This window comes from Streptomyces sp. NPDC001822, assembly GCF_042892135.1.
GTDB lineage: Bacteria > Actinomycetota > Actinomycetes > Streptomycetales > Streptomycetaceae > Streptomyces.
Genome location: NZ_JBIATW010000014.1, coordinates 1 through 20,505, shown reverse-complemented (window position 1 = coordinate 20,505; position 20,505 = coordinate 1). Strand labels below are relative to the sequence as shown.

Sequence of the window (20,505 nt, the reverse complement as noted above, 5' to 3'; positions counted from 1 at the left end):
GGCATCCCTGCGGGGCCGGCCCCCGGCGGCGTGCGGCGCCGCGGCCGGCGATCACCGTGCCGGGGCCTCCGGCGCGGTCCGGAGCCGGGGCCCTACGGCCTGCGCCGCCTCAACGCCCTTCCGACCACCACCGCCGAGGCGATCGCGAGCGCCGCCGCGGGTGCCGCCCAGCGCAGTGTGATGCCGACGGCTCCGGCCTCGGGCGAGGGCACCGGGGCGTACCGGCCGCGCGGCGGAGCGTGGTCGACCTCCTCGGTACTGCGGCCGATCATGGTGCGGCGGGCGTGTGCGGCCTCGGCGGGCGGCTCGTCGGGCACGGTGAACTCCAGTTCCGCGGACGGGTCGAGCGACGGTGGCGGGACGGGCGTGTCGAACAGCGACTCGCCGTCCAGGGACGGTGGTTCCGGAGACGAGGCCTCCTCGTCCCGCGCCTCCTCGTCCCGCGACCCCTCGGCCGACGGCTCCTCGGACGACGGCTCCTCGGGCGACGGCTCCTCGGGCTCGGCGGCGGACGGCTCATCGGGCTCGGAGACGCGCGATCCGTCGGGCGCCCGCCCGTCCGATGCGTCGGCCCGCTCCCCGGATCCGCCGGCCGGCCCGCCGCCCTCCGGAGCACCGCCCTCCGGAGCACCGCCCCGCACGGCCAGGGTCTCCGTCACCAGCTGCTGCGTGAAACGGTCCAGCAGCCGCTGGGCGGCCGCGACCGCACTCGCCTCGTCCAGATCCACGATGCGGCCGTCACCGCTCGCGCTTCCGGAGTACGTGACCGTCGTGCCACCGTCCGTCTCCGCCAGGGCGACGGTCAGGGCCAGCTCGGCGGAGCCCGCTCCCCGGGCCTCCACGCCCTGTCCCGTCACGGAGAAGGCGTCCCCGTCGTCGGAGGCCCGCAGCGTCAGGGTCCCGCGATAGGTGATGGTGTGGCCGTCGGCACGGAACTTCAGCCGGCCCGCCAGCGGCCCCGCCTCCGCCTCGGCATCCTGCTGGAGTCCCGGCACGCAGCGCGCGACGCGGGCGGCGTCGGCCAGCGTCCGCCGAAGGGACGCGACCGGAACCGGAACGAACACCTCATGCTCCATACCACCCGAGCCTACTCAGCCCCGGCCGTCCCGTCAGCGCTTCCCCGCCCCGTGCACCGTGCGGGAACGCACCGCCACACCGTGCTCACGGCGCCTCCCAGTACCGCGGGTGCACCAGCGTCGACGGCGGTTCCGGACCCCGCCGGACGCACTCCGCCGCCCGCCCTGCCGCCGCCAGCTCCCGTGCCCCCAGCGTCCTCAGCGCCGGGGCCCCGGGGTCGAGGCCGAGCGCTCCCACGCCGTGGGCCGACGCCAGCACGAACCCCCAGTCCCCGGGGGCCCGCGCACCGGGCGTGGCCCGGTCCGGCCCCGCCGCGGAACCCGTGGCCCGCCCGGCCACCCGGTACGGCCGGGTCGTGAGGCCACCCGCCCGCACCGACGCCACCACCGTCCGGAACGTCGAGGGCCTGCTGCCCACCGGTCCCGCGTGCACCACCAGTCGCCCGCCCGGCTCCAGGGTCTCGGCGACCAGCCCGTAGAACTCCGCCGAATAGAGCTTCGTGCTGGCGGTGATCCCCGGGCCGGGGAGGTCCGAGACGACCACGTCGTAGCGCTCGCGCGTGGTCCGCAGCCATGTGAACGCGTCACCGGTGACCGCCGTGAGCCTGGGGTCCTCGAAGGCGTGTCCGTTCAGTCCGACGAGTGCGCGGTCCGTACGGGCCAGGCGAGTGACGGCGGGATCCGGATCGACCACCGCGACGGACGCCACATCCGCGTACCGCAGCACCTCACGGGCGGCGAGCCCGTCCCCTCCGCCCAGGATGAGCACCCGGCGGTGGGGGCCGTTCATCGCCGGGTGGACGAGCGCCTCGTGGTAGCGCCGGTCGTCGCGCGAACTGACCCGCAGCCGGCCGTCGAGGTAGAGGTCCAGCGAGCCGCGGCCCGCACCGGTGAGGACGACCTCCTGGACCCCCGACCGCACGGCGATCCGCACCTCGTCCCCGTACACCGCACGCCGCGCCGCCCGTTCGAAGTCGTCGGCCAGGACCGTCGCCGTGGCGAGCACCGCGATCACCACGACGTTGACGACGACGAGCAGTCGGCGCGACCGGGCGCCGAGGTCGTGCCGGAAGACCCAGAGCACCAGTGCACCGCCCGCCGCCGCGTTGACCGCTCCGGTGAACAGCGCCCCGGTCAGCTGCCCCATCATCGGGAGCAGGAGGAAGGGGAAGGCGAGTCCGCCGACCAGCGCGCCCACGTAGTCGGCGGCGAAGAGGTCCGCGACGGCCCCGCCCGCGTCCTGCCGGTCGACCCGCTGGATCAGGGTCATCAGCAGCGGGATCTCCGCGCCGATGAGGATCCCGATCGCGAGCGAGAAGCCCACCAACGCGTAGCGCGACTCCCCGAGCCAGGCGAAGGAGGCGTAGAGGACCAGCGCCGAGCTGCCGCCGACCAGTGCGAGGGCCGCCTCGATCAGCCCGAACCCGACGGCGGCGCGGGTGCGTAAACGTTTCGCGAGGAGCGATCCGATGCCCATGGCGAACACCATCACCGAGAGCACGATGGAGGCCTGCTCGACCGAGTCGCCGATCAGATACGAGGCCAGGGCGACCAGTTCCAGCTCGTACACCAGGCCGCAGGCGGCGCAGACGAAGACCACGGCCAGCACGAGGAGCCGCCCGGTCCTCGGCCGTACGGGAATCCGCGGCGCACCGCTGCGCAGTGGCGTCTGCTGGTCGATCATGAAACGAACGCTACGTGACGGAAAGGTCGCCGCTTGTCACCCACACGGGTGCAAGTGACGCACGTCGGGCCCGCCCCGCGCGGGCCCGCGCACCCCCTCCGCGAAACGGGCGCCTCGCCCCGCGCCCCCTCAGGAGACGGGTGCCCCGGTCCGCGCCCCCACCCGCGTCCTGGTCACCACGAGCTGGCCCTCCTGCGGATAGGCGTGCCAGGTCCGCCAGTGCACCTGCCCGCGCGTCCGCTGGGCGAGCATCGCGGTGAACGCGTACGGACTGCCCGGGAAGGTCCCCGCCAGCCCGTGCGGATGATCGGCGACCAGCGCGAGCAACTCCTGCGCACGCCCCGCGAACGAGCCCTCGGAGAGCGTCTCGACGCGCGCCGCGAACTCGTACTCCCAGTCGCCCATGCGCTCGGCCACCCCCAGCGGCAGGGGCGCGCTACTGCCCGGCAGACAGGCCACCGTCTCGGAGCAGGTGCGGCGCTCCTCCTCCAGCAGCACCTGGTGAGAGGCGCCGAGGAGCCTCATCTGCACCTTCGCGCCCCCCAGTTGGAGGTCCAGCACGGCGAGGGCGGGCAACGGCTCCCTGCCGAGCGTCCAGGCCAGGTCGGCGGCGCGGGTATCGGAGTAGGCGGTCTGGAGGCTGGTGAGCATGGATCGGCTCCGCAAAACACACAGGGACACGTGGACAGGGGTACCCCGGTGCGGCGCACGTGGGGGGAAGGGGAAGCCCGGCCCGACACGGGTCCGATGGCTGAATGTTCTCTACATCGATGCAATCACGAAGTAGGTCGCGCTCACAGCGTTTTTACCCAACTTGCCGTGGTTTCCATCCCTCAGGGGGCAGCACGGTTCACGTGTTCCCCGCACCCCAACCAAAAGGTGCCCAGCGGGAGTTCACCCGCCGGGCACCTCGGCTCACCGGCCCCGCCCCCCGTCCGGGGCCGGTGGGACCGTCTCAGCTGCCGCCACCACCGCAGCCGCCACCGCCACCGCCCCCGCAGCCACCGCCCCCTCCGCAGGAGTGCCCACCGGTGTGGCTCCCGCACGAGTGGCCGCTGGTGCTGTCCCCGGCCCACCAGCTGCCCGCGTGGGACCCGGCGTCGCCGCCGGTTCCGGAACCCTTCCGGCCGCGCCCGGCACGGCCACCCAGCGGCTTCTTCCGGCCACCCGACCCGGAGGCCAGGGCGACGAACCCCACGACCACGATCCCCAGGAACACGATGAAGACGAACAACTCCACCGACCTCACATCCTTCTGTCCCCCGAAGCGAGGTCCCCGCTTCTCGACTGACCGGTGGATTCCCGTACGCCGCGCGCGCCAAAGCAGACTTGAGCAACTCCAGAGCTTCGGCACAGGATGGCGTCCATGACACAGGGACGACCGCTGCTCAACCGCCGCCTCGCCGAGTTCGGTACGACGATCTTCGCCGAGATGTCGGCGCTGGCCGTACGGACCGGTTCGATCAATCTCGGCCAGGGCTTCCCCGACACCGACGGCCCCGAAGCGGTCCGCGAGGCCGCGGTCCGGGCCGTACGCGCCGGACACGGCAACCAGTACCCACCGGGCCCCGGCGTCCCCGAGCTGCGGAGCGCCGTCGCGGAGCACCAGCGGCGGCACTACGGGCTGGCGTACGACCCCGACAGCGAGGTCCTGGTCACCACGGGCGCCACCGAGGCGGTCGCCGCCTCCCTGCTGGCCCTCCTGGAGCCGGGCGACGAGGTCATCGCCCTGGAGCCGTACTACGACTCCTACGCGGCCTGCATCGCCATGGCGGGCGGGACCCGCGTCCCCGTCACGCTCCGGCCCCACGAGGGCGCCTACCGGCTCGACCTGGACGAGCTCCGGGCCGCCGTGACGCCCCGCACGCGGCTGATCCTGCTCAACACCCCGCACAATCCCACCGGGACCGTCCTCACCCGCGAGGAGCTGGCCGCCGTCGCCGCTCTCGCCTGCGAGCGGGACCTCCTCGTCGTCACCGACGAGGTGTACGAGCACCTCGTCTTCGAGGGCGAGCACATCCCCCTCGCGTCGTTCCCCGGCATGCGCGAGCGCACCGTGACCGTCAGCAGCGCGGGCAAGACGTTCTCTCTGACCGGCTGGAAGGTCGGCTGGATCACCGCGAGCCCGGAGCTGGTCGCCGCCGTGCGCTCCGCCAAGCAGTTCCTGACCTTCGTCTCCGGCGGCCCGTTCCAGTACGCCGTCGCGGAGGCCCTGCGGCTGCCCGACAGCTACTTCGACGGGCTGCGCGAGGATCTGCGTGCCAAGCGGGACCTGCTGAGCACCGGCCTCGCCGAGGCCGGCTTCGAGGTCTACGAGCCCGCCGGGACCTACTTCGTCACCACCGACATCCGCCCGCTCGGTGAGAGCGACGGCTTCGCCTTCTGCCGGGCGCTGCCCGAGCGCTGCGGGGTCGTGGCCGTGCCGAACGCCGTCTTCTACGACCACCGCGAGCAGGGCGCGCACTTCGTGCGCTTCGCCTTCTGCAAGCGCACGGAGGTGCTGGAGGACGCGGTCTCCCGCCTCAAGGGCCTCAGGTCGTCCTGACGAAAAGGGCGGAGGCCCGGCCCGGGGTGCCGGCCACCTGGCCACACCCCGGTCCGGGCCTCCGCCGTCGGACGGATCAGGCCTCCGTGGGCTCTCCGCCCTCGGCCCCGTCCTTCTTCTCCGCGGGCTCGAGGCCCAGGTGCTCGACGAGCCACTTGTCGAACTCGATCGAGGCCCGGACCCAGCTGACCGTCGAGGAGACGAAGTGCTCCAGGCTGACGCCGGTGCCGATGAGCATCTGCGCCTCACCGATCAGCCGCACGGAGCCGGCGACGCCCTCCTCGCCCTCGTGGGCGTGGGTGTAGACCTTGGGCCACAGGGTGCGGCGGTTCCAGTCGTCGATCGCGTCGAGGAGGACGGGACGCTGGTCCAGGGCGTGCGGACGGTCGTAGAACGTCCGCACCGAGAAGACCTGCTGCTCGTCCTCACCGCGGAACATGAAGTACGTGCGGAACTCTTCCCACGGCGCGGCGAGGTCACCCTCGTCGTCGACGACGTACTTCAGCTCCATCTGTTCGAGAAGCTGCTTGACGAGGTCCTGGTCCGGAACCACCGGGCCCTCGGGTCCTGACGCCTGCGGTTCGGGCTGGCCCCCGAAGTTGGGGATCGAGGACGGGTCGATAGACATCGCTGGGTACTCCTGTGGATCGCACGTGTTTGCCTGCCTTCGACCCTAGCCGCGATCGCGGCCCGTAGTCCTACGCGCTCAGGGGAATCGTCCCCGCGCCCGTCTGCCTGGCGCGCGCCCAGGCGACCGCGACGACGACCGCGCAGACCGTCCCGACGAGCCCGGCCCCGCCGATGGTCCTCGCCGAGGACCCGGACAGCTCCGTCACCAGGCCTCCCGCGGCGACCCCGATCCCCTGCATGGCGGTCAGCCCCGACCTGGCCAGGCCGAGCGCCTGGCCGCGCTGGCCGGCCGGGGTCAGCATGACGAAGGTCGCCCCCGCGGTGATCTGGTAGGCCGAGCAGACGCCCGACACCAGCAGCACCAGCAGGGCGACCGCGACACCGGGGCCGGCCCAGTAGACGAGCAGCGGGAGGTTCGCCCCCACCGCCAGCGGCCCGAGCAGCCGCCGGCGGCGCTCCGCGCCCACGGCCGACCGCCCGAGGAGCGCGGCGCCCAGAACCATGCCCGCGGGGTGGGCGGCGAGCAGGAGGCCCACCGACGCGGCGCTCCCGCCCGCCTCCTCGGCGAACGGTGCGGCCAGGCCCTCCGGGAGGACGATGAACCCCGCGAGCCAGCCGAGGGCGACCAGCGACCGCAGCCGCGGGTCCGACCAGATCAGTGCCGCCGCGCTGCGCACCTGGACGTGCATCCGCTTCGGCCGCGCCCCGGCCTCGGCGTCCACCGGCCGCGCCTTGACGCCCAGCCGGATCAGGACGGCCGAGATCAGGAACGTGGCCGCGTTCAGGCCCAGCGAGAGGTGACTGCCCAGCCACACGACCAGCACGCCGCCGGCGGCGAAGCCCACCAGCTGTCCGGCCTGGTGCGTGATCACGATGACGCGCTGCCCGCGTTCGTAGAGGCGGTCGCCGAGCACGGCCGGCATCAGGGCGCCCTGCGAGGCGCCGAACGGGGCCTCGCAGAGCTGAGCCAGCACCAGCAGCCCGGCCAGCAGCGGCAACGGCGTACCGGGAAGGGCCATCAGGCCGACGAGGACGGCGCGCACCAGGTCGCAGCCGATCATGACCGTGCGCCGGGGGAAGCGGTCCGCCAGACCGGTCAGGAGCACCCCGGACAGCAGGGCGGGCAGGGTCGTCAGGGCGTAGGTCGCCGCCGTCCAGCCGGCCGACTCGGTGCGTTCGAAGACAAGCAGCGACAGCGCGACCCGTGCCAACTGGTCACCGAGGACCGATTGCGCATATGCCGCCCACAGCAAACGAAATTCGCTGAGGCGAATGAGGCCGCCACTTCCGAAATCCTTCGATTCCGCACCGATATCGCCAGGTATCCGCTCCGTCATGGGCGTACCTTACCGTTTCCCGAATTCGGGACCGGCCGTGCCCGACATCCGGGAAAAGGGTCCGGAGTGCCCCGATATCACGCCGATCGCAGCCCTGCACCCGTCATCGGAACCGGTCCGATCGAGCGTGTCGATATGTATCGCCGGGATACAAAGAGCGGGGGCCGGGCACGGAGTCGTCCACCATTCGGCCACGGAAAGCAAAAATTCGGCTCGAACTCACGGGCCGCCCCGGGCAAGGACACGTGCCCGATGCACGCACACATGCGGACGGGGCGCGCACACGGGTGTCCCCGGCCGGGGCGTGAAGCCCGCCGGCCGGGGACACCGGGGTAGGCGGTCTAGAGGGTCTTCGCCGCGGTCGCGGCCCCCACCGTCAGGCCGTCGCCCGCCCGGTCCACCCGGACCGTGTCGCCGTCCTTGACCTCGCCCGCCAGGATCTCCTTGGCGAGCCGGTCGCCGATCGCCGTCTGGATGAGACGGCGCAGCGGCCGCGCACCGTAGGCCGGGTCGTTGCCCTCCTCGGCCAGCCAGGCCAAGGCGTCCGGCGACACGTCGAGGTCGATCCGGCGGTCCGCCAGCCGGGCCGCGAGCCGGGCCACCTGGAGGCCCGCGATGTGCGCCAGTTCGTCGCCGGACAGCGCGGAGAACACGACCAGGTCGTCGAGCCGGTTGAGGAACTCCGGCTTGAACGAGGCCCGCACGACCTCCAGGACCCGCGCCTCCTTCTCCTCGGGCGTGGACGACGGGTCGACCAGGAACTGGCTGCCGAGGTTGGACGTCAGGACCAGGATGGTGTTGCGGAAGTCGACCGTCCGGCCCTGGCCGTCGGTGAGCCGGCCGTCGTCGAGCACCTGGAGCAGGACGTCGAAGACCTCGGGGTGGGCCTTCTCGACCTCGTCCAGCAGGACGACGCTGTACGGGCGGCGGCGGACCGCCTCCGTGAGCTGACCGCCCTCCTCGTAGCCCACGTAACCGGGCGGGGCACCGACGAGCCTGGCGACGCTGTGCTTCTCGCCGTACTCGCTCATGTCGATGCGGATCATGGCCCGCTCGTCGTCGAACAGGAAGTCCGCGAGCGCCTTGGCCAGCTCCGTCTTGCCGACACCGGTCGGGCCGAGGAAGAGGAAGGAACCGGTGGGCCGGTCGGGGTCGGCGATCCCCGCGCGGGTGCGGCGCACCGCGTCCGACACGGAGCGGACGGCGTCGGTCTGGCCGATGAGGCGCCTGCCCAGCTCGGACTCCATGCGCAGCAGCTTCTGGGTCTCGCCCTCCAGGAGGCGTCCGGCCGGGATGCCGGTCCAGGCACCGACGACGTCGGCGATGTCGTCCGGGCCGACCTCCTCCTTGACCATGGTGTCGACGGCCGCCTCCTGCTCGGCCTCGTCGGCCTCCGCCAGCTCCCGCTCCAGACCGGGGATCTCCCCGTACAGCAGCTTGGAGGCGGTGTCGAAGTCGCCGTCGCGCTGGGCGCGCTCGGCCTGGCCGCGCAGTTCGTCGAGGCGCTCCTTGAGCTCACCCACCCGGTTCAGGCCCTGCTTCTCCTTCTCCCAGCGGGCCGTGAGACCGCGCAGCTCCTCCTCCTTGTCGGCGAGGTCGCGGCGGATCTTCTCCAGGCGCTGCTTGGAGCCCTGATCGCTCTCGTTCTTGAGCGCCAGCTCCTCCATGTGCAGCCGGTCGACGGACCGCTGGAGCTCGTCGATCTCCAGCGGGGAGGAGTCGATCTCCATGCGGAGCCGCGACGCCGCCTCGTCGACGAGGTCGATGGCCTTGTCGGGGAGGAACCGGGAGGTGATGTAGCGGTCGGAGAGCGTCGCCGCGGCCACCAGTGAGGAGTCGGCGATCTGGACCTTGTGGTGCGCCTCGTAGCGTCCCTTGAGACCGCGCAGGATCGCGATGGTGTCCTCGACGGACGGCTCGGCGACCAGGACCTGCTGGAAGCGGCGCTCCAGCGCGGGGTCCTTCTCGATGCGCTCGCGGTACTCGTCCAGCGTGGTGGCGCCGACCATGCGGAGCTCGCCGCGGGCGAGCATCGGCTTGAGCATGTTGCCCGCGTCCATCGCGGAGTCCCCGCCGGCGCCGGCGCCGACGACGGTGTGGAGCTCGTCGATGAAGGTGATGATCTGGCCGTCGCTCTCCTTGATCTCGGAGAGCACGGTCTTGAGGCGTTCCTCGAACTCACCGCGGTACTTGGCGCCGGCGACCATCGCGCCGAGGTCCAGCGAGACGAGCCGCTTGTTCCTCAGGGACTCCGGGACGTCCCCCTTGACGATGCGCTGGGCGAGGCCCTCGACGACGGCCGTCTTGCCGACGCCGGGCTCACCGATGAGCACCGGGTTGTTCTTCGTACGGCGGGACAGCACCTGGACGACGCGGCGGATCTCCTGGTCCCGGCCGATGACCGGGTCGAGCTTGCCCTCGCGTGCGGCGGCCGTGAAGTCGGTGCCGAACTTCTCCAGCGCCTTGTACTGGCCCTCGGGGTCGGGAGTGGTCACCCGGCGCCCTCCCCTGCTCTTCTCGAATGCGTCCAGCAGCCTCTTCGCACTGGCACCCTGCCCGTCGAGGATCTCACCGGCGCGGCCGCCCTTCGCCGCGACGGCGATCAGCAGGTGCTCGGTCGAGAGGTAGTCGTCGCCGAGCTCCTTGGCGCGCTGGTCGGCGTCGGCGAGGACGGCGAGCAGCTCGCGGCTCGGCTGCGGCGGGGCGACGGTCGACCCGGTGACGCTCGGCAGCGCGCCGAGGAGCCGTTCGGTCTCGGCGCGCACGGTCGCCTGGTCGGCGTCGACGGAGGCCAGCAGGTCGGTGATGTTCGCGTTGTCCTCGCCCGCGAGCAGCGCCAGCAGCAGATGCCCGGGGGTCAGATCGGCGTGGCCGTCCTTGACGGCCCTGCTCGTGGCGGCGTTGAGGGCGTCGCGGCTCTTGTTGGTCAGCTCGGCGTCCACGGGCGTCGTCTCCTCCTCGTGATGGTCCTGCACTATGACTCAGGTAACGGGTACAAAGTTGAGTCTATTCCACTCAAGCCTGAGGATGCGCCCCGCCCGGGCCCGAGTCCCCGATGTCTCTAGGCTGACCCCATGCCTGACGTACGCAACCCCGGCCCCGAGTACCTCGCCTTCTGGCGGGAGCGCCACGTGTGCACCCTGACCACGCTCCGCCCGGACGGCACACCGCATGTGGTGCCGGTCGGCGTGACGTACGACCCGGAGACCCGGATCGCCCGTGTCATCACCGGCGGGAGCACCAGGAAGGCCGCCAACGTCCTCGCCGCCGGCCCGGAGGGCGCGCGGGTGGCGGTCTGCCAGATCCAGGGACGCCGCTGGGCGACGCTGGAGGGCACCGCGGTGGTCCGGACGGACCCCGACGAGGTGCGGGACGCCGTGCGGCGCTACGCGGAGCGGTACGAGCGCACCCCGCGGCACAACCCCGAGCGCGTCGTCATCGAGATCACCGTGGACCGGGCGCTCGGAAAGGGCTGAGGAATTCCACGACCCTTTTCTCTTTTCATCCGGAACAATTCCGGGCAGCACAACGGCGCCATCGTGTTCAGGTCACGATGGCGCCGTTGTGTGGGGGAAGTGCCAGAACGATTTGGAACGACGGGGGAATCGTTCAGGCACTGCGGGGGGTGGCGGAAATGGTCTCTGGTTCGAACAGCTCATGGTCCCGCTGATCAAGATTGACGAAAATCATGCCGTACCGCACGGTGCAGCGAACGGGCTGTGGGGCACCCCGCGGCCGGCGGAGACAGCGATAGGCGCGGATTTCGTCGTCCGCCTCCATCACCACGACGACCGGCTCTCCGAACAGGGTGACCATCAACGAATCGCCCGGGCGGGTGAGTGCCGTGAGCAGATCGATGAAATGCCACCCTGAGCGGTACGCCGTAGCCATCTCCCGCCGGAAGGTTCGGTCGTCCGGTGGCGTGGTCATGCGCCTGCCGCACCCGTCGGAGTGCTCCAGCTGATCTCACCCGGGGCCGCGGCGGGCGTACCCCAGCTGATCTCACCGGGCGCGCCTGCCGCCTGCACGGACCAGCTGATCTCGCCGTCGGCCGGCATTCCCCAGCTGATCTCGCCGGGCGCCGACCCCGCCTGTACGGACCAGCTGATCTCGCCGGGCGCCGCCGCCCGCTCCGACCAGCTGATCTCGCCGGATCCTGCCGCCCCGCCCGCCACGCCAAGGCCCAGGGCCGCGACGAAAGCGGCGGCAAGCACCGAGCGAAGCATTCGCTTATCCATAGTCGGCTTCGTCCTCACTTGTGGATTCCTCTCCCCCGCATCCACGACGATGTCTCACCAGGACCCCACAACGCCACTGGGACGATGCATCATGTTCCTGCATGTTCAGGAACATGGGGGGTGGAGATATGACCACAAGCAGCACAATAGGGATACATCCTCACGGGGTCACCGACCTGTGCGAGGAGGGAAAGCGCCTCTACGCCAGCGCCCTGCGTTCCGGCCGGATTTCGCGCGCCGAGGTCGACCCCGCCCCCTGCCTGATGGACTTCGCGCTCCTGCACCCCGACCCGGACGACACGACGTGGCTCAGGCCCGTCCCTCCCTCCGCCGCCCTGGCCCAGCGCCTGCACCCCCTGGAACGCGAGATCAAGGAACGCCGGCGGCGCTCCGTGGAACTCGCGGAGTCCTTCGAACCGTTCATGGACATCAGCGCCCAGGACCCGCCGACCACCCACGCCATCACCGTGCTGGAGGGCGGCAACAGGATCAACGCGGCGCTCGACCTCGCCACCGCCGAATGCCGCACGGAGGTGCTCACCGTCCAGCCGGGCGGCGACCGGGGCGAGGACCGCCTCAGCGAGGGCCTGGAGCGCGCCCTGACGGTCGTCAACCGGGGCGTCAGCATGCGCACGCTGTACCAGCACACCGTCCGGCACAGCCAGGGCACCCTCGCGTACGCCGCCCGCCTGGCGCAGGAGAAAGTCGAGATCCGCACCCTGGAGGAGCTCATCGAGCGCCTCCTCGTCTTCGACCGCACCGTGGCCTTCATACCCGCGCAGAACGACGACCAGGTCGCCCTCGAACTCCGTCACCCCGGTCTCGTCAACTACCTGGTCAAGGTCTTCGAACAGCTGTGGAGCCGCGCGACTCCGCTGCTCGGCGAGGTCGGTTACGACCCACCGACCAAGGGCATCAGCGGTGTCCAGCGCTCCATAGCCCAACTCCTCGTCGAGGGGCACGTGGACGACTCGATCGCCCGCCGCCTCGGCATGAACGTACGCACCTGCCGGGCCCACGTCGCCAAGCTGTCCGCCACGCTCGGCAGCACGAGCCGCGCCCAGCTCGGCTACCTGATCGCACGGTCGGGAATCCTGGACGAGGACTCCTGACCCGGCCCGCCCTCCCGGGACTCCCCGGCGTCCGGGCCCACGACGCGTCACGGGGCCGGACGGCGCCCCTCACGGCACACGCGGAAGGGGCCCGCCCAACGAGTCCTCGGACTCCCGGGCGGGCCCCTTCACGGTCCGCTCAGTCCTTCGGCCGCTTGGGCCGCCACACCACCAGCGCACCGCTCTGCTGCACGTCCTGGTACGGCACGAGGTCGCGCCGGTAGGAGGCGTGCACCTGGGCCTCGCGCTGCTGCATGGCCACGGCCGCCCCGTCCACCGCCGCCGAGAGCTCGGCGACGCGCTGCTGGAGCGCGGCGACCTGGTTCTCCAGCTCGATGATGCGCTTGATGCCGGCGAGGTTGATGCCCTCGTCCTGCGACAGCTGCTGCACGGTCCGGAGCAGTTCGATGTCGCGCGCCGAGTACCGCCGCCCGCGCCCGGCCGTGCGGTCGGGAGAGACCAGACCCAGACGGTCGTACTGGCGCAGCGTCTGCGGGTGCAGGCCCGAGAGCTGGGCCGCGATCGAGATCACGTACACCGGTGATTCATCGGTCAGCTGATACGGATTACGTCGACGGCCGTCCATCTCAAGCTCCCTTCGCAGCCTGGAACAGCTCCGCCCGCGGGTCCTCCCCCGCGGTCGCCTTCCGGTACGCCTCCAGCGCGTCCTGCGCCTCGGTTCCGAGCTCCGTGGGCACGGACACCTCGACGGTGACCAGCAGGTCGCCACGGGTGCCGTCCTTGCGCACGGCGCCCTTGCCGCGGGCCCGCATCGTACGCCCGTTCGGCGTGCCGGCCGGGAGTTTCAGGGTGACCGGGGGCCCGCCGAGGGTGGGCACCTTCACCTCGCCGCCGAGCGCCGCCTCCGGGTAGGTGACGGGCACGATGATCGTGAGGTTGTCGCCCTTGCGCCCGAACACCGGGTGGGCGTCCACGTGGACGACGACGTACAGGTCGCCGGCCGGGCCGCCGCGCTCGCCCGGGCTGCCCTTGCCGCGCAGCCGGATCCGCTGGCCGTCCAGCACGCCCGCGGGGATGCGGACCTGCATCGTGCGGGCGGACTTGGCCCGGCCGCTGCCCTTGCAGACGTCGCAGGGGTCCTGGGCGATGAGGCCCCGGCCCTTGCAGTCCACACAGGGATCGGTGAGCGAGAAGCCGCCGCCCGTCCCGCGCGACACCTGACCGGTGCCCACACAGGTGGGGCAGACCCTCGGAGTGCCGTTCTTGTCACCGGTGCCCGAACAGGCCTTGCAGGGGGCCTGGCTGGACATCCGCAGCGGGACCGTGGCCCCGTCGACCGCCTCGGTGAAGCTCAGCGTCACCTCGGACTCGATGTCCTGGCCCCGGCGCGGCTGGACACGCGTGCCTCCGCCGCCCCGGTTGAACAGCCCGCCGAAGACGTCGCCCAGGCCGCCGCCGCCACCGAACCCGCCGGCGCCGCCCGCCTGTCCGCCACCCGGCGCGCCCCCGAAGAGGTCGCCCAGGTCGAAGTTGAAATTGCCGCCCGCGCCGCCGGGCCCCGCCCGGAAGCCTCCGTTGCCGAAGAGGGCGCGCGCCTCGTCGTACTCCTTGCGCTTCTTCGGGTCGCCGAGGACGTCGTTCGCCTCGGAGATCTGCTTGAAACGCTCCTCCGCCTTGGCGTCACCCTTGTTGGCGTCGGGGTGGAACTCGCGCGCCAGCTTCCGGTACGCCTTCTTCACCTCGGCGTCGGTGGCGTCCTTCGGGACGCCGAGGACCTTGTAGTAGTCCTTCTCGACGAAGTCCTTCGTGCTCATCGACGTCCCTCCTTCCGGACGACAGGCCGCACGGCCGGCCCCTTGGCCGGCCGCACGCCCCGTCGGTGTTCACCGCAGTGGTCGGACACGATGTCAGACCTCTTCGGTGCCACCGCTCTCCTCGTCGTCTGACTTCTCTTCCTTCGCCGCCCCGGGCGTGGCGCCCGGCTGCGGTTCGGCCACGGCCACCCGCGCGGGGCGGATGGTGCGCTCCCCGATGCGGTACCCGGGCTGCAGGATCGCCACGCAGGTCGTCTCGGTGACGTCCGGCGCGTACGAGTGCATCAGGGCCTCGTGGATCGTCGGGTCGAAGGGCTCGCCCTCCTTGCCGAACTGCTGGAGGCCCAGCTTCGCGACGACCGTCTCCAGGGATTCGGCCACCGACTTGAAGCCGCCCACGAGCTCGCCGTGCTCACGGGCCCGGCCGACGTCGTCGAGCACGGGCAGCAGCTCGCTCAGGAGGCCCGCGACCGCGACCTCCTTGACCTGCACCCGGTCCCGCTCGACGCGGCGACGGTAGTTCTGGTACTCGGCCTGCAGCCGCTGGAGGTCGCCCGTGCGCTCGTTGAGCGCGGTACGCACCTGGTCCAGCTGGGCCGTCAGGGCCGCTGTCTGCTGTACGTCCCCGGCCGGGGCCGCCGCCTCCTCCTCGGAGGGGGAGGCGGCCTTCGGCTCGGCGTCGTCGGCACTGGCGCCGGAGGGGACGTCAGGCTTCTCGTCGAAGCCCGGAGTCTCCTCGGTCACACCGCACCGCCCTTGTTGTCCTTCTCGTCGTCCACGATCTCGGCGTCGACGACGTCGTCGTCGGCCCTGCCCTGACCGTCGCCCGGCGCCTCGGCACCCGGCGCCGCACCCTCGGACTGGGCGTTGGCGTACATCGCCTGGCCCAGCTTCTGGGAGACGGCCGCGACCTTCTCGGTGGCGGTGCGGATCTCGGCGGTGTCCTCGCCCTTGAGCTTCTCCTTCAGCTCGGTGAGCGCGGTCTCCACCTCGGCCTTGACGTCGCCGGGGACCTTGTCCTCGTTGTCCTTGAGGAACTTCTCCGTCTGGTAGACGAGCTGCTCGCCCTGGTTGCGGGACTCGGCGGCCTCACGGCGGCGGTGGTCCTCGTCGGCGTACTGCTCGGCCTCTTCGCGCATCCGGTTGACCTCGTCCTTCGGCAGCGAGGAGCCACCGGTGACGGTCATCTTCTGCTCCTTGCCGGTGCCGAGGTCCTTGGCGGCGACGTGCATGATGCCGTTGGCGTCGATGTCGAACGCGACCTCGATCTGCGGCACACCGCGCGGGGCCGGCGGCAGACCGGTGAGCTCGAACATCCCGAGCTTCTTGTTGTACGCGGCGATCTCGCGCTCGCCCTGGTAGACCTGGATCTGCACGGACGGCTGGTTGTCCTCGGCCGTCGTGAAGATCTCGGAGCGCTTGGTCGGGATCGTGGTGTTGCGCTCGATGAGCTTGGTCATGATCCCTCCCTTGGTCTCGATGCCGAGGGACAGCGGGGTGACGTCGAGGAGCAGGACGTCCTTGACCTCGCCCTTGAGGACACCGGCCTGGAGCGAGGCGCCGATGGCGACGACCTCGTCCGGGTTCACACCCTTGTTGGCGTCCTGGCCGCCCGTGAGCTCCTTGACGAGCTCGGCGACGGCCGGCATACGGGTCGAGCCACCGACGAGAACGACGTGGTCGATCTCGGAGAGCTGGATGCCCGCGTCCTTGATGACGTTGTGGAACGGGTTCTTGCAGCGGTCCAGGAGGTCCGCGGTCAGCTGCTGGAACTGCGAGCGCGTGAGCTTCTCGTCGAGGTGCAGCGGGCCCTCGGCGGACGCCGTGATGTAGGGCAGGTTGATCGTGGTCTCGGTCGAGGACGAGAGCTCGATCTTCGCCTTCTCCGCGGCCTCGCGGAGACGCTGGAGAGCCATCTTGTCCTTGGACAGGTCCACGCCGTGCCCGTTGGCGAACTGCTTCACCAGGTAGTCGACGACGCGCTGGTCCCAGTCGTCACCACCGAGGTGGTTGTCACCGTTGGTGGCCTTCACCTCGACGACGCCGTCGCCGATCTCCAGGAGGGACACGTCGAAGGTGCCGCCACCGAGGTCGAAGACGAGGATCGTCTGGTCGTCCTTGTCCAGGCCGTAGGCCAGCGCGGCGGCGGTCGGCTCGTTGACGATGCGCAGGACGTTCAGGCCCGCGATCTCACCGGCCTCCTTCGTCGCCTGGCGCTCGGAGTCGTTGAAGTACGCCGGGACGGTGATGACCGCGTCCGCGACCTTCTCGCCCAGGTACGCCTCGGCGTCGCGCTTCAGCTTCTGCAGGATGAAGGCGCTCATCTGCTGCGGGTTGAAGCTCTTGCCGTCGAGGTCGATCTTCCAGTCCGTGCCCATGTGGCGCTTGACCGAACGGATCGTCCTGTCGACGTTCGTGACCGCCTGGCGCTTGGCGACCTCGCCGACGAGCACTTCGCCGTTCTTGGCGAAGGCGACGACGGACGGCGTGGTCCTGGCGCCTTCGGCGTTGGTGATGACGGTGGGCTCGCCGCCTTCGAGAACGCTGACGACGGAGTTAGTCGTGCCCAGGTCGATGCCGACCGCACGTGCCATTTCAATTCCTCCAACTGACTACTTGAGTGGATCTGGCTCAAGGATGCATGACACCCACCCCGGAGTCAAAGGACCTGAGCCACTTACGCTCAACTTATGTGCTCACATGGCGCGTGACCTGGCGTTTTTATCGAGATTCAACACCGCACAGCTACCCCGTCACCGCACCGTCGGCGATCGTTCCCGCGCGAATCCGCGACACCCGGAACGCGCCCCACGCCGCACAACCCCCTGCCACCATCGCACCGTGGGATCGTTCTGTCACAAAATGCAGCGAGACGGGCATAACGGCGCGTCACCGATCCCGGGCAGGTGCAATGCGGAACGTGAAGCAGACTGCGGCACGAAGGACACGGCACCTCGCCACCTCGGCGCCGGTCCGGACAGCGCGCCACGCCGCCGGACGGGCCACCGCCGCGCTCGCCGCCCTGACCGTCAAGCGGACGCTCGACCTGCTGCTCGGCTCGGCCCTGCTGCTCCTGACCGCCCCCGCGCTCGCGGTCGCCGCCGCCGGCCTCGCCCTCCGCCGGCCCCGCGGCCCCGCCCGGGTGGTGCGACGCGAGACGCGAGTGGGCCTGGGCGGCCGGCACTTCGAGCTGCGCTCGCTGAGCACCCGCCGATGCCGGTTCGACCTGCTGTCCCGGCTGCCCCACGTCGTACGGGGAGAGCTCTCCATGGTCGGCCCCGCGCCCCTCACCCCGGACGAGGCGGCGCTCCTCGGAGCGGCGGCGTCGCGCTGGCGGCACACCGTGCGGCCAGGCCTGACAGGCCTGGCGCAGGTGCGCGCCCGGTCCGGAATGCCCTGGGACGAACCCGCCCTCCTGGACGCGCACTACACGGAGCATCATGGAGCGGGACTCGACCTGGCGATCCTGGCGCAATCCGTCCGCATCCCCCTGCGCACGGGCCTGAGCGCTCTGAGGCTGCCGGGAAAGGCTCACCTGAGCGACACAGATCACCGCCTGCCCGGCTACAGCGTGGCGGAATAAGTGGATAGTGTCAGCACAGACTGATTAAGTTACTGCTTAGTAATCACTTGTACGCGCTGGATCCCACCCTCGCAGGCCCGAGGAGTCCCCACATGCAACTCGCCGCGATCATCGTGTCGCTGGTGCTGACCGTCGTCGGCGTTGCGCTCATCGCCCGAGCCGTCGCGCAGATCTACCGGTTCGTCCGCCTCGGACAGCCGGTGCCGGCAGGCAGTCGCACCGACGACCCCAAGCAGCGGACGATCACCCTGGTCAAGGAATTCCTCGGCCACACCCGGATGAACCGGTGGGGAATCGTCGGCTTCGCCCACTGGTTCGTCGCGATCGGCTTCCTGACACTGCCGCCGACGCTGCTCCAGGCGTACGGACAGCTCTTCCAGGCCGACTGGGTGCTGCCGGTCATCGGCGGCTGGCTGCCGTTCGAGCTCTACATCGAGTTCATCGGCATCATGACCGTGCTCGGCATCGTCACCCTGATGGCGATCCGGCTGCTGAACCTGCCCTCCCGGGCCGGCCGCAAGTCCCGCTTCACCGGCTCCAAGGCCTGGCAGGCGTACTTCGTCGAATACGTCATCCTCTTCATCGGCCTGGCGATCCTCACCCTGCGCGGCCTCGAAGGCGCGATCCACCACGTGGAGGGCTACGAGGCCGCGTACTTCGTCTCGTATCCCCTCGTGCTCGCCTTCAAGGGCCTGGCGCTCGGCACCCTCCAGAACCTCATCTACCTCACCGCCGCGGTGAAGATCGGCGTGTCGCTGATCTGGGTGATCACGGTCTCGCTCAACACCAACATGGGTGTGGCCTGGCACCGCTTCCTCGGCTTCCCGAACATCTGGTTCAAGCGGAACGCCGACGGCGCGGTCGCACTCGGCGCCCTCCAGCCGATGACCAGCGGCGGCAAGGAGATCGACTGGGAGGACCCGGGCGAGGACGACACCTTCGGCGTCTCCCAGGTCGAGCAGTTCTCCTGGAAGGGCATCCTCGACTTCTCCACGTGCACCGAGTGCGGTCGCTGCCAGTCGCAGTGCCCCGCCTGGAACACCGGCAAGCCGCTGTCCCCGAAGCTCCTGATCATGTCCCTGCGCGACCACGCGCACGCCAAGGCCCCGTACCTGCTGGCGGGCGGCGGCAAGGACATGGAGGGCAACGAGAAGGCCTCCGCCGAGGCCTTGAAGGACGTCCCCGCGTCCGCCCTCGCGGAGGCCGAGCGCCCCCTCGTCGGGACGCTGGAGGAGAACGGCGTCATCGACCCGGACGTGCTCTGGTCCTGCACCACCTGCGGTGCGTGCGTGGAGCAGTGCCCGGTCGACATCGAGCACATCGACCACATCGTCGACATGCGCCGCTACCAGGTGATGATCGAGTCCGCGTTCCCGTCCGAGGCGGGCACGATGCTCAAGAACCTGGAGAAGAAGGGCAACCCCTGGGGGCTCGCCAAGAAGCAGCGCGTCGAGTGGACCAAGGAGGTCGACTTCGAGGTCCCGATCGTGGGCAAGGACGTCGAGGACCTCGGCGAAGTCGACTACCTCTACTGGGTCGGCTGCGCCGGCGCCCTCGAGGACCGGGCCAAGAAGACCACGAAGGCCTTCGCGGAACTCCTCCACATCGCGGGCGTCAAGTTCGCGATCATGGGCGGCGACGAGAAGTGCACCGGTGACTCGGCCCGCCGCCTCGGCAACGAGCCGCTGTTCCAGCAGCTCGGCCAGGAGAACGTCGCGATGCTGAACATGGCGTTCGGCGAGTCCTTCGACGAGGACGGACGCGTGGACGACTCGACCAAGAAGGCGAAGTCCGCGAAGAAGATCGTCGCGACCTGCCCGCACTGCTTCAACACGATCGCGAACGAGTACCCGCAGCTCGGCGGCGAGTACGAGGTCATCCACCACACGCAGCTGCTCCAGCACCTGGTGGACGAGGGCAGGCTGGTCCCGGTGACGCCGGTCGAGGGTCTGATCACCTACCACGACCCCTGCTACCTGGGCCGTCACAACAAGATCTACACGCCCCCGCGCGAGATCATCGCGAAGGTGCCGGGTCTGCGGAACGAGGAGATGCACCGCCACAAGGAGCGCGGCTTCTGCTGCGGTGCCGGCGGCGCCCGGATGTGGATGGAGGAGCGGATCGGCAAGCGCATCAACAACGAGCGCGTCGACGAGGCCCTCTCCCTCAATCCGGACATCGTCTCCACGGCCTGCCCGTTCTGCCTCGTCATGCTGACCGACTCGGTCAACGGCAAGAAGAACGACGGCCAGGCGAAGGAGTCGGTCCAGGTGGTGGACGTCTCGCAGCTGCTGCTGGAGTCGGTGAAGACACCCGCCGACCCGGCGGACGAGCCGGAGACGGCCGACCGTCCGGAGCCGGAGCCGGTGAAGTAGCCGGCGCTCACCTGCCGCACGGAAGCGGGGGGGGCGGGGGCGGGGGGGGGGGGGCGCCCCGGGGGGGGGGGGGGGGCCCCCCCCCCCCCGGGGGGCCCGGCCCCCCCCCGGGGGGGGGCCCGAGGGCGGTGGCGCCCTCCCGATACGGCA

At 70.8% G+C, this 20,505-nt stretch carries 18 protein-coding genes; 5 read left to right on the top strand and 13 right to left on the bottom strand.

Annotation, left to right across the window (positions count from 1 at the left end):
• Positions 1–92: 92 nt before the first annotated feature.
• The 4 genes from ACFYY2_RS27170 to ACFYY2_RS27155 all read right to left on the bottom strand — a co-directional run bounded on the left by ACFYY2_RS27170 (position 93) and on the right by ACFYY2_RS27155 (position 4,000).
• On the bottom strand, positions 93–1,076 hold the full coding sequence (locus ACFYY2_RS27170) for an SRPBCC domain-containing protein (RefSeq protein WP_388747667.1): 984 nt from the start codon (positions 1,074–1,076) through the stop codon (positions 93–95).
• Between the two features lie 85 nt (positions 1,077–1,161).
• A complete protein-coding gene (locus ACFYY2_RS27165; RefSeq protein ID WP_388747664.1) occupies positions 1,162–2,760 on the bottom strand; it encodes a polyamine aminopropyltransferase in 1,599 nt (532 codons plus the stop codon).
• A 129-nt stretch (positions 2,761–2,889) separates the two neighbouring features.
• Positions 2,890–3,411 carry a DUF2617 family protein gene (locus ACFYY2_RS27160; RefSeq protein WP_388747661.1) on the bottom strand — a complete coding sequence of 174 codons (522 nt, stop codon included), beginning with the start codon at positions 3,409–3,411 and terminating at the stop codon, positions 2,890–2,892.
• Between the two features lie 304 nt (positions 3,412–3,715).
• Positions 3,716–4,000, bottom strand: coding sequence for a hypothetical protein (locus ACFYY2_RS27155; RefSeq protein ID WP_388747658.1), 285 nt, complete (start codon positions 3,998–4,000; stop codon positions 3,716–3,718).
• A 126-nt stretch (positions 4,001–4,126) separates the two neighbouring features.
• Between ACFYY2_RS27155 and ACFYY2_RS27150 the strand changes: the two genes are divergently transcribed.
• Positions 4,127–5,305, top strand: a complete 1,179-nt coding sequence (locus ACFYY2_RS27150; protein ID WP_388747655.1) for a pyridoxal phosphate-dependent aminotransferase — start codon at positions 4,127–4,129, stop codon at positions 5,303–5,305.
• A 76-nt stretch (positions 5,306–5,381) separates the two neighbouring features.
• On the opposite strand, the gene ACFYY2_RS27145 is transcribed toward ACFYY2_RS27150, so the two are convergent.
• The 3 genes from ACFYY2_RS27145 to clpB form a co-directional block, all read right to left on the bottom strand.
• Positions 5,382–5,933 (bottom strand): YbjN domain-containing protein, encoded by a 552-nt coding sequence (locus ACFYY2_RS27145; protein ID WP_388747652.1) that lies wholly within the window; start codon positions 5,931–5,933, stop codon positions 5,382–5,384.
• A 70-nt stretch (positions 5,934–6,003) separates the two neighbouring features.
• Positions 6,004–7,272, bottom strand: coding sequence for an MFS transporter (locus ACFYY2_RS27140; protein WP_388747649.1), 1,269 nt, complete (start codon positions 7,270–7,272; stop codon positions 6,004–6,006).
• A gap of 341 nt (positions 7,273–7,613) precedes the next feature.
• Positions 7,614–10,214: an ATP-dependent chaperone ClpB gene (gene clpB / locus ACFYY2_RS27135; protein WP_388748049.1), complete on the bottom strand. Its 2,601-nt coding sequence runs from the start codon at positions 10,212–10,214 to the stop codon at positions 7,614–7,616.
• Between the two features lie 132 nt (positions 10,215–10,346).
• Here clpB and ACFYY2_RS27130 point away from each other — a divergent pair, with 132 nt between their 5' ends.
• Positions 10,347–10,748 carry a pyridoxamine 5'-phosphate oxidase family protein gene (locus tag ACFYY2_RS27130; protein ID WP_388747646.1) on the top strand — a complete coding sequence of 134 codons (402 nt, stop codon included), beginning with the start codon at positions 10,347–10,349 and terminating at the stop codon, positions 10,746–10,748.
• A 133-nt stretch (positions 10,749–10,881) separates the two neighbouring features.
• Here the strand turns inward: ACFYY2_RS27130 and ACFYY2_RS27125 are convergent, their stop codons facing one another.
• Both ACFYY2_RS27125 and ACFYY2_RS27120 read right to left on the bottom strand, forming a co-directional pair.
• Positions 10,882–11,202, bottom strand: coding sequence for a (2Fe-2S)-binding protein (locus tag ACFYY2_RS27125; RefSeq protein WP_388747643.1), 321 nt, complete (start codon positions 11,200–11,202; stop codon positions 10,882–10,884).
• Complete coding sequence (locus ACFYY2_RS27120; protein WP_388747641.1) at positions 11,199–11,510, bottom strand: hypothetical protein; 312 nt, start codon at positions 11,508–11,510, stop codon at positions 11,199–11,201. Before ACFYY2_RS27120 ends, ACFYY2_RS27125 begins: the two co-directional genes overlap by 4 nt.
• 128 nt (positions 11,511–11,638) lie before the next feature.
• Here ACFYY2_RS27120 and ACFYY2_RS27115 point away from each other — a divergent pair, with 128 nt between their 5' ends.
• Positions 11,639–12,622, top strand: coding sequence for a helix-turn-helix transcriptional regulator (locus tag ACFYY2_RS27115; RefSeq protein WP_388747638.1), 984 nt, complete (start codon positions 11,639–11,641; stop codon positions 12,620–12,622).
• A gap of 139 nt (positions 12,623–12,761) precedes the next feature.
• Here ACFYY2_RS27115 and ACFYY2_RS27110 read toward each other — a convergent pair whose 3' ends face one another.
• From ACFYY2_RS27110 to dnaK, 4 genes are all read right to left on the bottom strand, one after another.
• On the bottom strand, positions 12,762–13,208 hold the full coding sequence (locus ACFYY2_RS27110; protein WP_327117087.1) for a heat shock protein transcriptional repressor HspR: 447 nt from the start codon (positions 13,206–13,208) through the stop codon (positions 12,762–12,764).
• Position 13,209: 1 nt separating this feature from the next.
• Complete coding sequence (dnaJ, locus tag ACFYY2_RS27105) at positions 13,210–14,397, bottom strand: molecular chaperone DnaJ (RefSeq protein WP_388747634.1); 1,188 nt, start codon at positions 14,395–14,397, stop codon at positions 13,210–13,212.
• Between the two features lie 93 nt (positions 14,398–14,490).
• Positions 14,491–15,141, bottom strand: coding sequence for a nucleotide exchange factor GrpE (grpE, locus tag ACFYY2_RS27100; RefSeq protein ID WP_388747631.1), 651 nt, complete (start codon positions 15,139–15,141; stop codon positions 14,491–14,493).
• Positions 15,138–16,991 carry a molecular chaperone DnaK gene (gene dnaK, locus ACFYY2_RS27095; RefSeq protein WP_329038836.1) on the bottom strand — a complete coding sequence of 618 codons (1,854 nt, stop codon included), beginning with the start codon at positions 16,989–16,991 and terminating at the stop codon, positions 15,138–15,140. Before dnaK ends, grpE begins: the two co-directional genes overlap by 4 nt.
• A 317-nt stretch (positions 16,992–17,308) precedes the next feature.
• Between dnaK and ACFYY2_RS27090 the strand changes: the two genes are divergently transcribed.
• Both ACFYY2_RS27090 and ACFYY2_RS27085 read left to right on the top strand, forming a co-directional pair.
• Positions 17,309–17,980 carry a sugar transferase gene (locus tag ACFYY2_RS27090; RefSeq protein ID WP_388747626.1) on the top strand — a complete coding sequence of 224 codons (672 nt, stop codon included), beginning with the start codon at positions 17,309–17,311 and terminating at the stop codon, positions 17,978–17,980.
• Positions 17,981–18,072: 92 nt separating this feature from the next.
• The gene (locus tag ACFYY2_RS27085) at positions 18,073–20,355 is read left to right on the top strand and encodes a heterodisulfide reductase-related iron-sulfur binding cluster (protein WP_388747623.1); all 2,283 of its coding nucleotides are present in this window, start codon (positions 18,073–18,075) and stop codon (positions 20,353–20,355) included.
• Positions 20,356–20,505 lie beyond the last annotated feature (150 nt).

Bases quoted from the DNA above. Each gene is read 5' to 3' on its own strand.
- ACFYY2_RS27170 (WP_388747667.1), bottom strand. From the start codon at position 1,076: ATGGAGCATGAGGTGTTCGTTCCGGTTCCGGTCGCGTCCCTTCGGCGG.
- ACFYY2_RS27165 (WP_388747664.1), bottom strand. From the start codon at position 2,760: ATGATCGACCAGCAGACGCCACTGCGCAGCGGTGCGCCGCGGATTCCC.
- ACFYY2_RS27160 (WP_388747661.1), bottom strand. From the start codon at position 3,411: ATGCTCACCAGCCTCCAGACCGCCTACTCCGATACCCGCGCCGCCGAC.
- ACFYY2_RS27150 (WP_388747655.1), top strand. From the start codon at position 4,127: ATGACACAGGGACGACCGCTGCTCAACCGCCGCCTCGCCGAGTTCGGT.
- ACFYY2_RS27145 (WP_388747652.1), bottom strand. From the start codon at position 5,933: ATGTCTATCGACCCGTCCTCGATCCCCAACTTCGGGGGCCAGCCCGAA.
- ACFYY2_RS27140 (WP_388747649.1), bottom strand. From the start codon at position 7,272: ATGACGGAGCGGATACCTGGCGATATCGGTGCGGAATCGAAGGATTTC.
- ACFYY2_RS27130 (WP_388747646.1), top strand. From the start codon at position 10,347: ATGCCTGACGTACGCAACCCCGGCCCCGAGTACCTCGCCTTCTGGCGG.
- ACFYY2_RS27125 (WP_388747643.1), bottom strand. From the start codon at position 11,202: ATGACCACGCCACCGGACGACCGAACCTTCCGGCGGGAGATGGCTACG.
- ACFYY2_RS27120 (WP_388747641.1), bottom strand. From the start codon at position 11,510: ATGGATAAGCGAATGCTTCGCTCGGTGCTTGCCGCCGCTTTCGTCGCG.
- ACFYY2_RS27115 (WP_388747638.1), top strand. From the start codon at position 11,639: ATGACCACAAGCAGCACAATAGGGATACATCCTCACGGGGTCACCGAC.
- ACFYY2_RS27110 (WP_327117087.1), bottom strand. From the start codon at position 13,208: ATGGACGGCCGTCGACGTAATCCGTATCAGCTGACCGATGAATCACCG.
- dnaJ (WP_388747634.1), bottom strand. From the start codon at position 14,397: ATGAGCACGAAGGACTTCGTCGAGAAGGACTACTACAAGGTCCTCGGC.
- dnaK (WP_329038836.1), bottom strand. From the start codon at position 16,991: ATGGCACGTGCGGTCGGCATCGACCTGGGCACGACTAACTCCGTCGTC.
- ACFYY2_RS27090 (WP_388747626.1), top strand. From the start codon at position 17,309: ATGCGGAACGTGAAGCAGACTGCGGCACGAAGGACACGGCACCTCGCC.
- ACFYY2_RS27085 (WP_388747623.1), top strand. From the start codon at position 18,073: ATGCAACTCGCCGCGATCATCGTGTCGCTGGTGCTGACCGTCGTCGGC.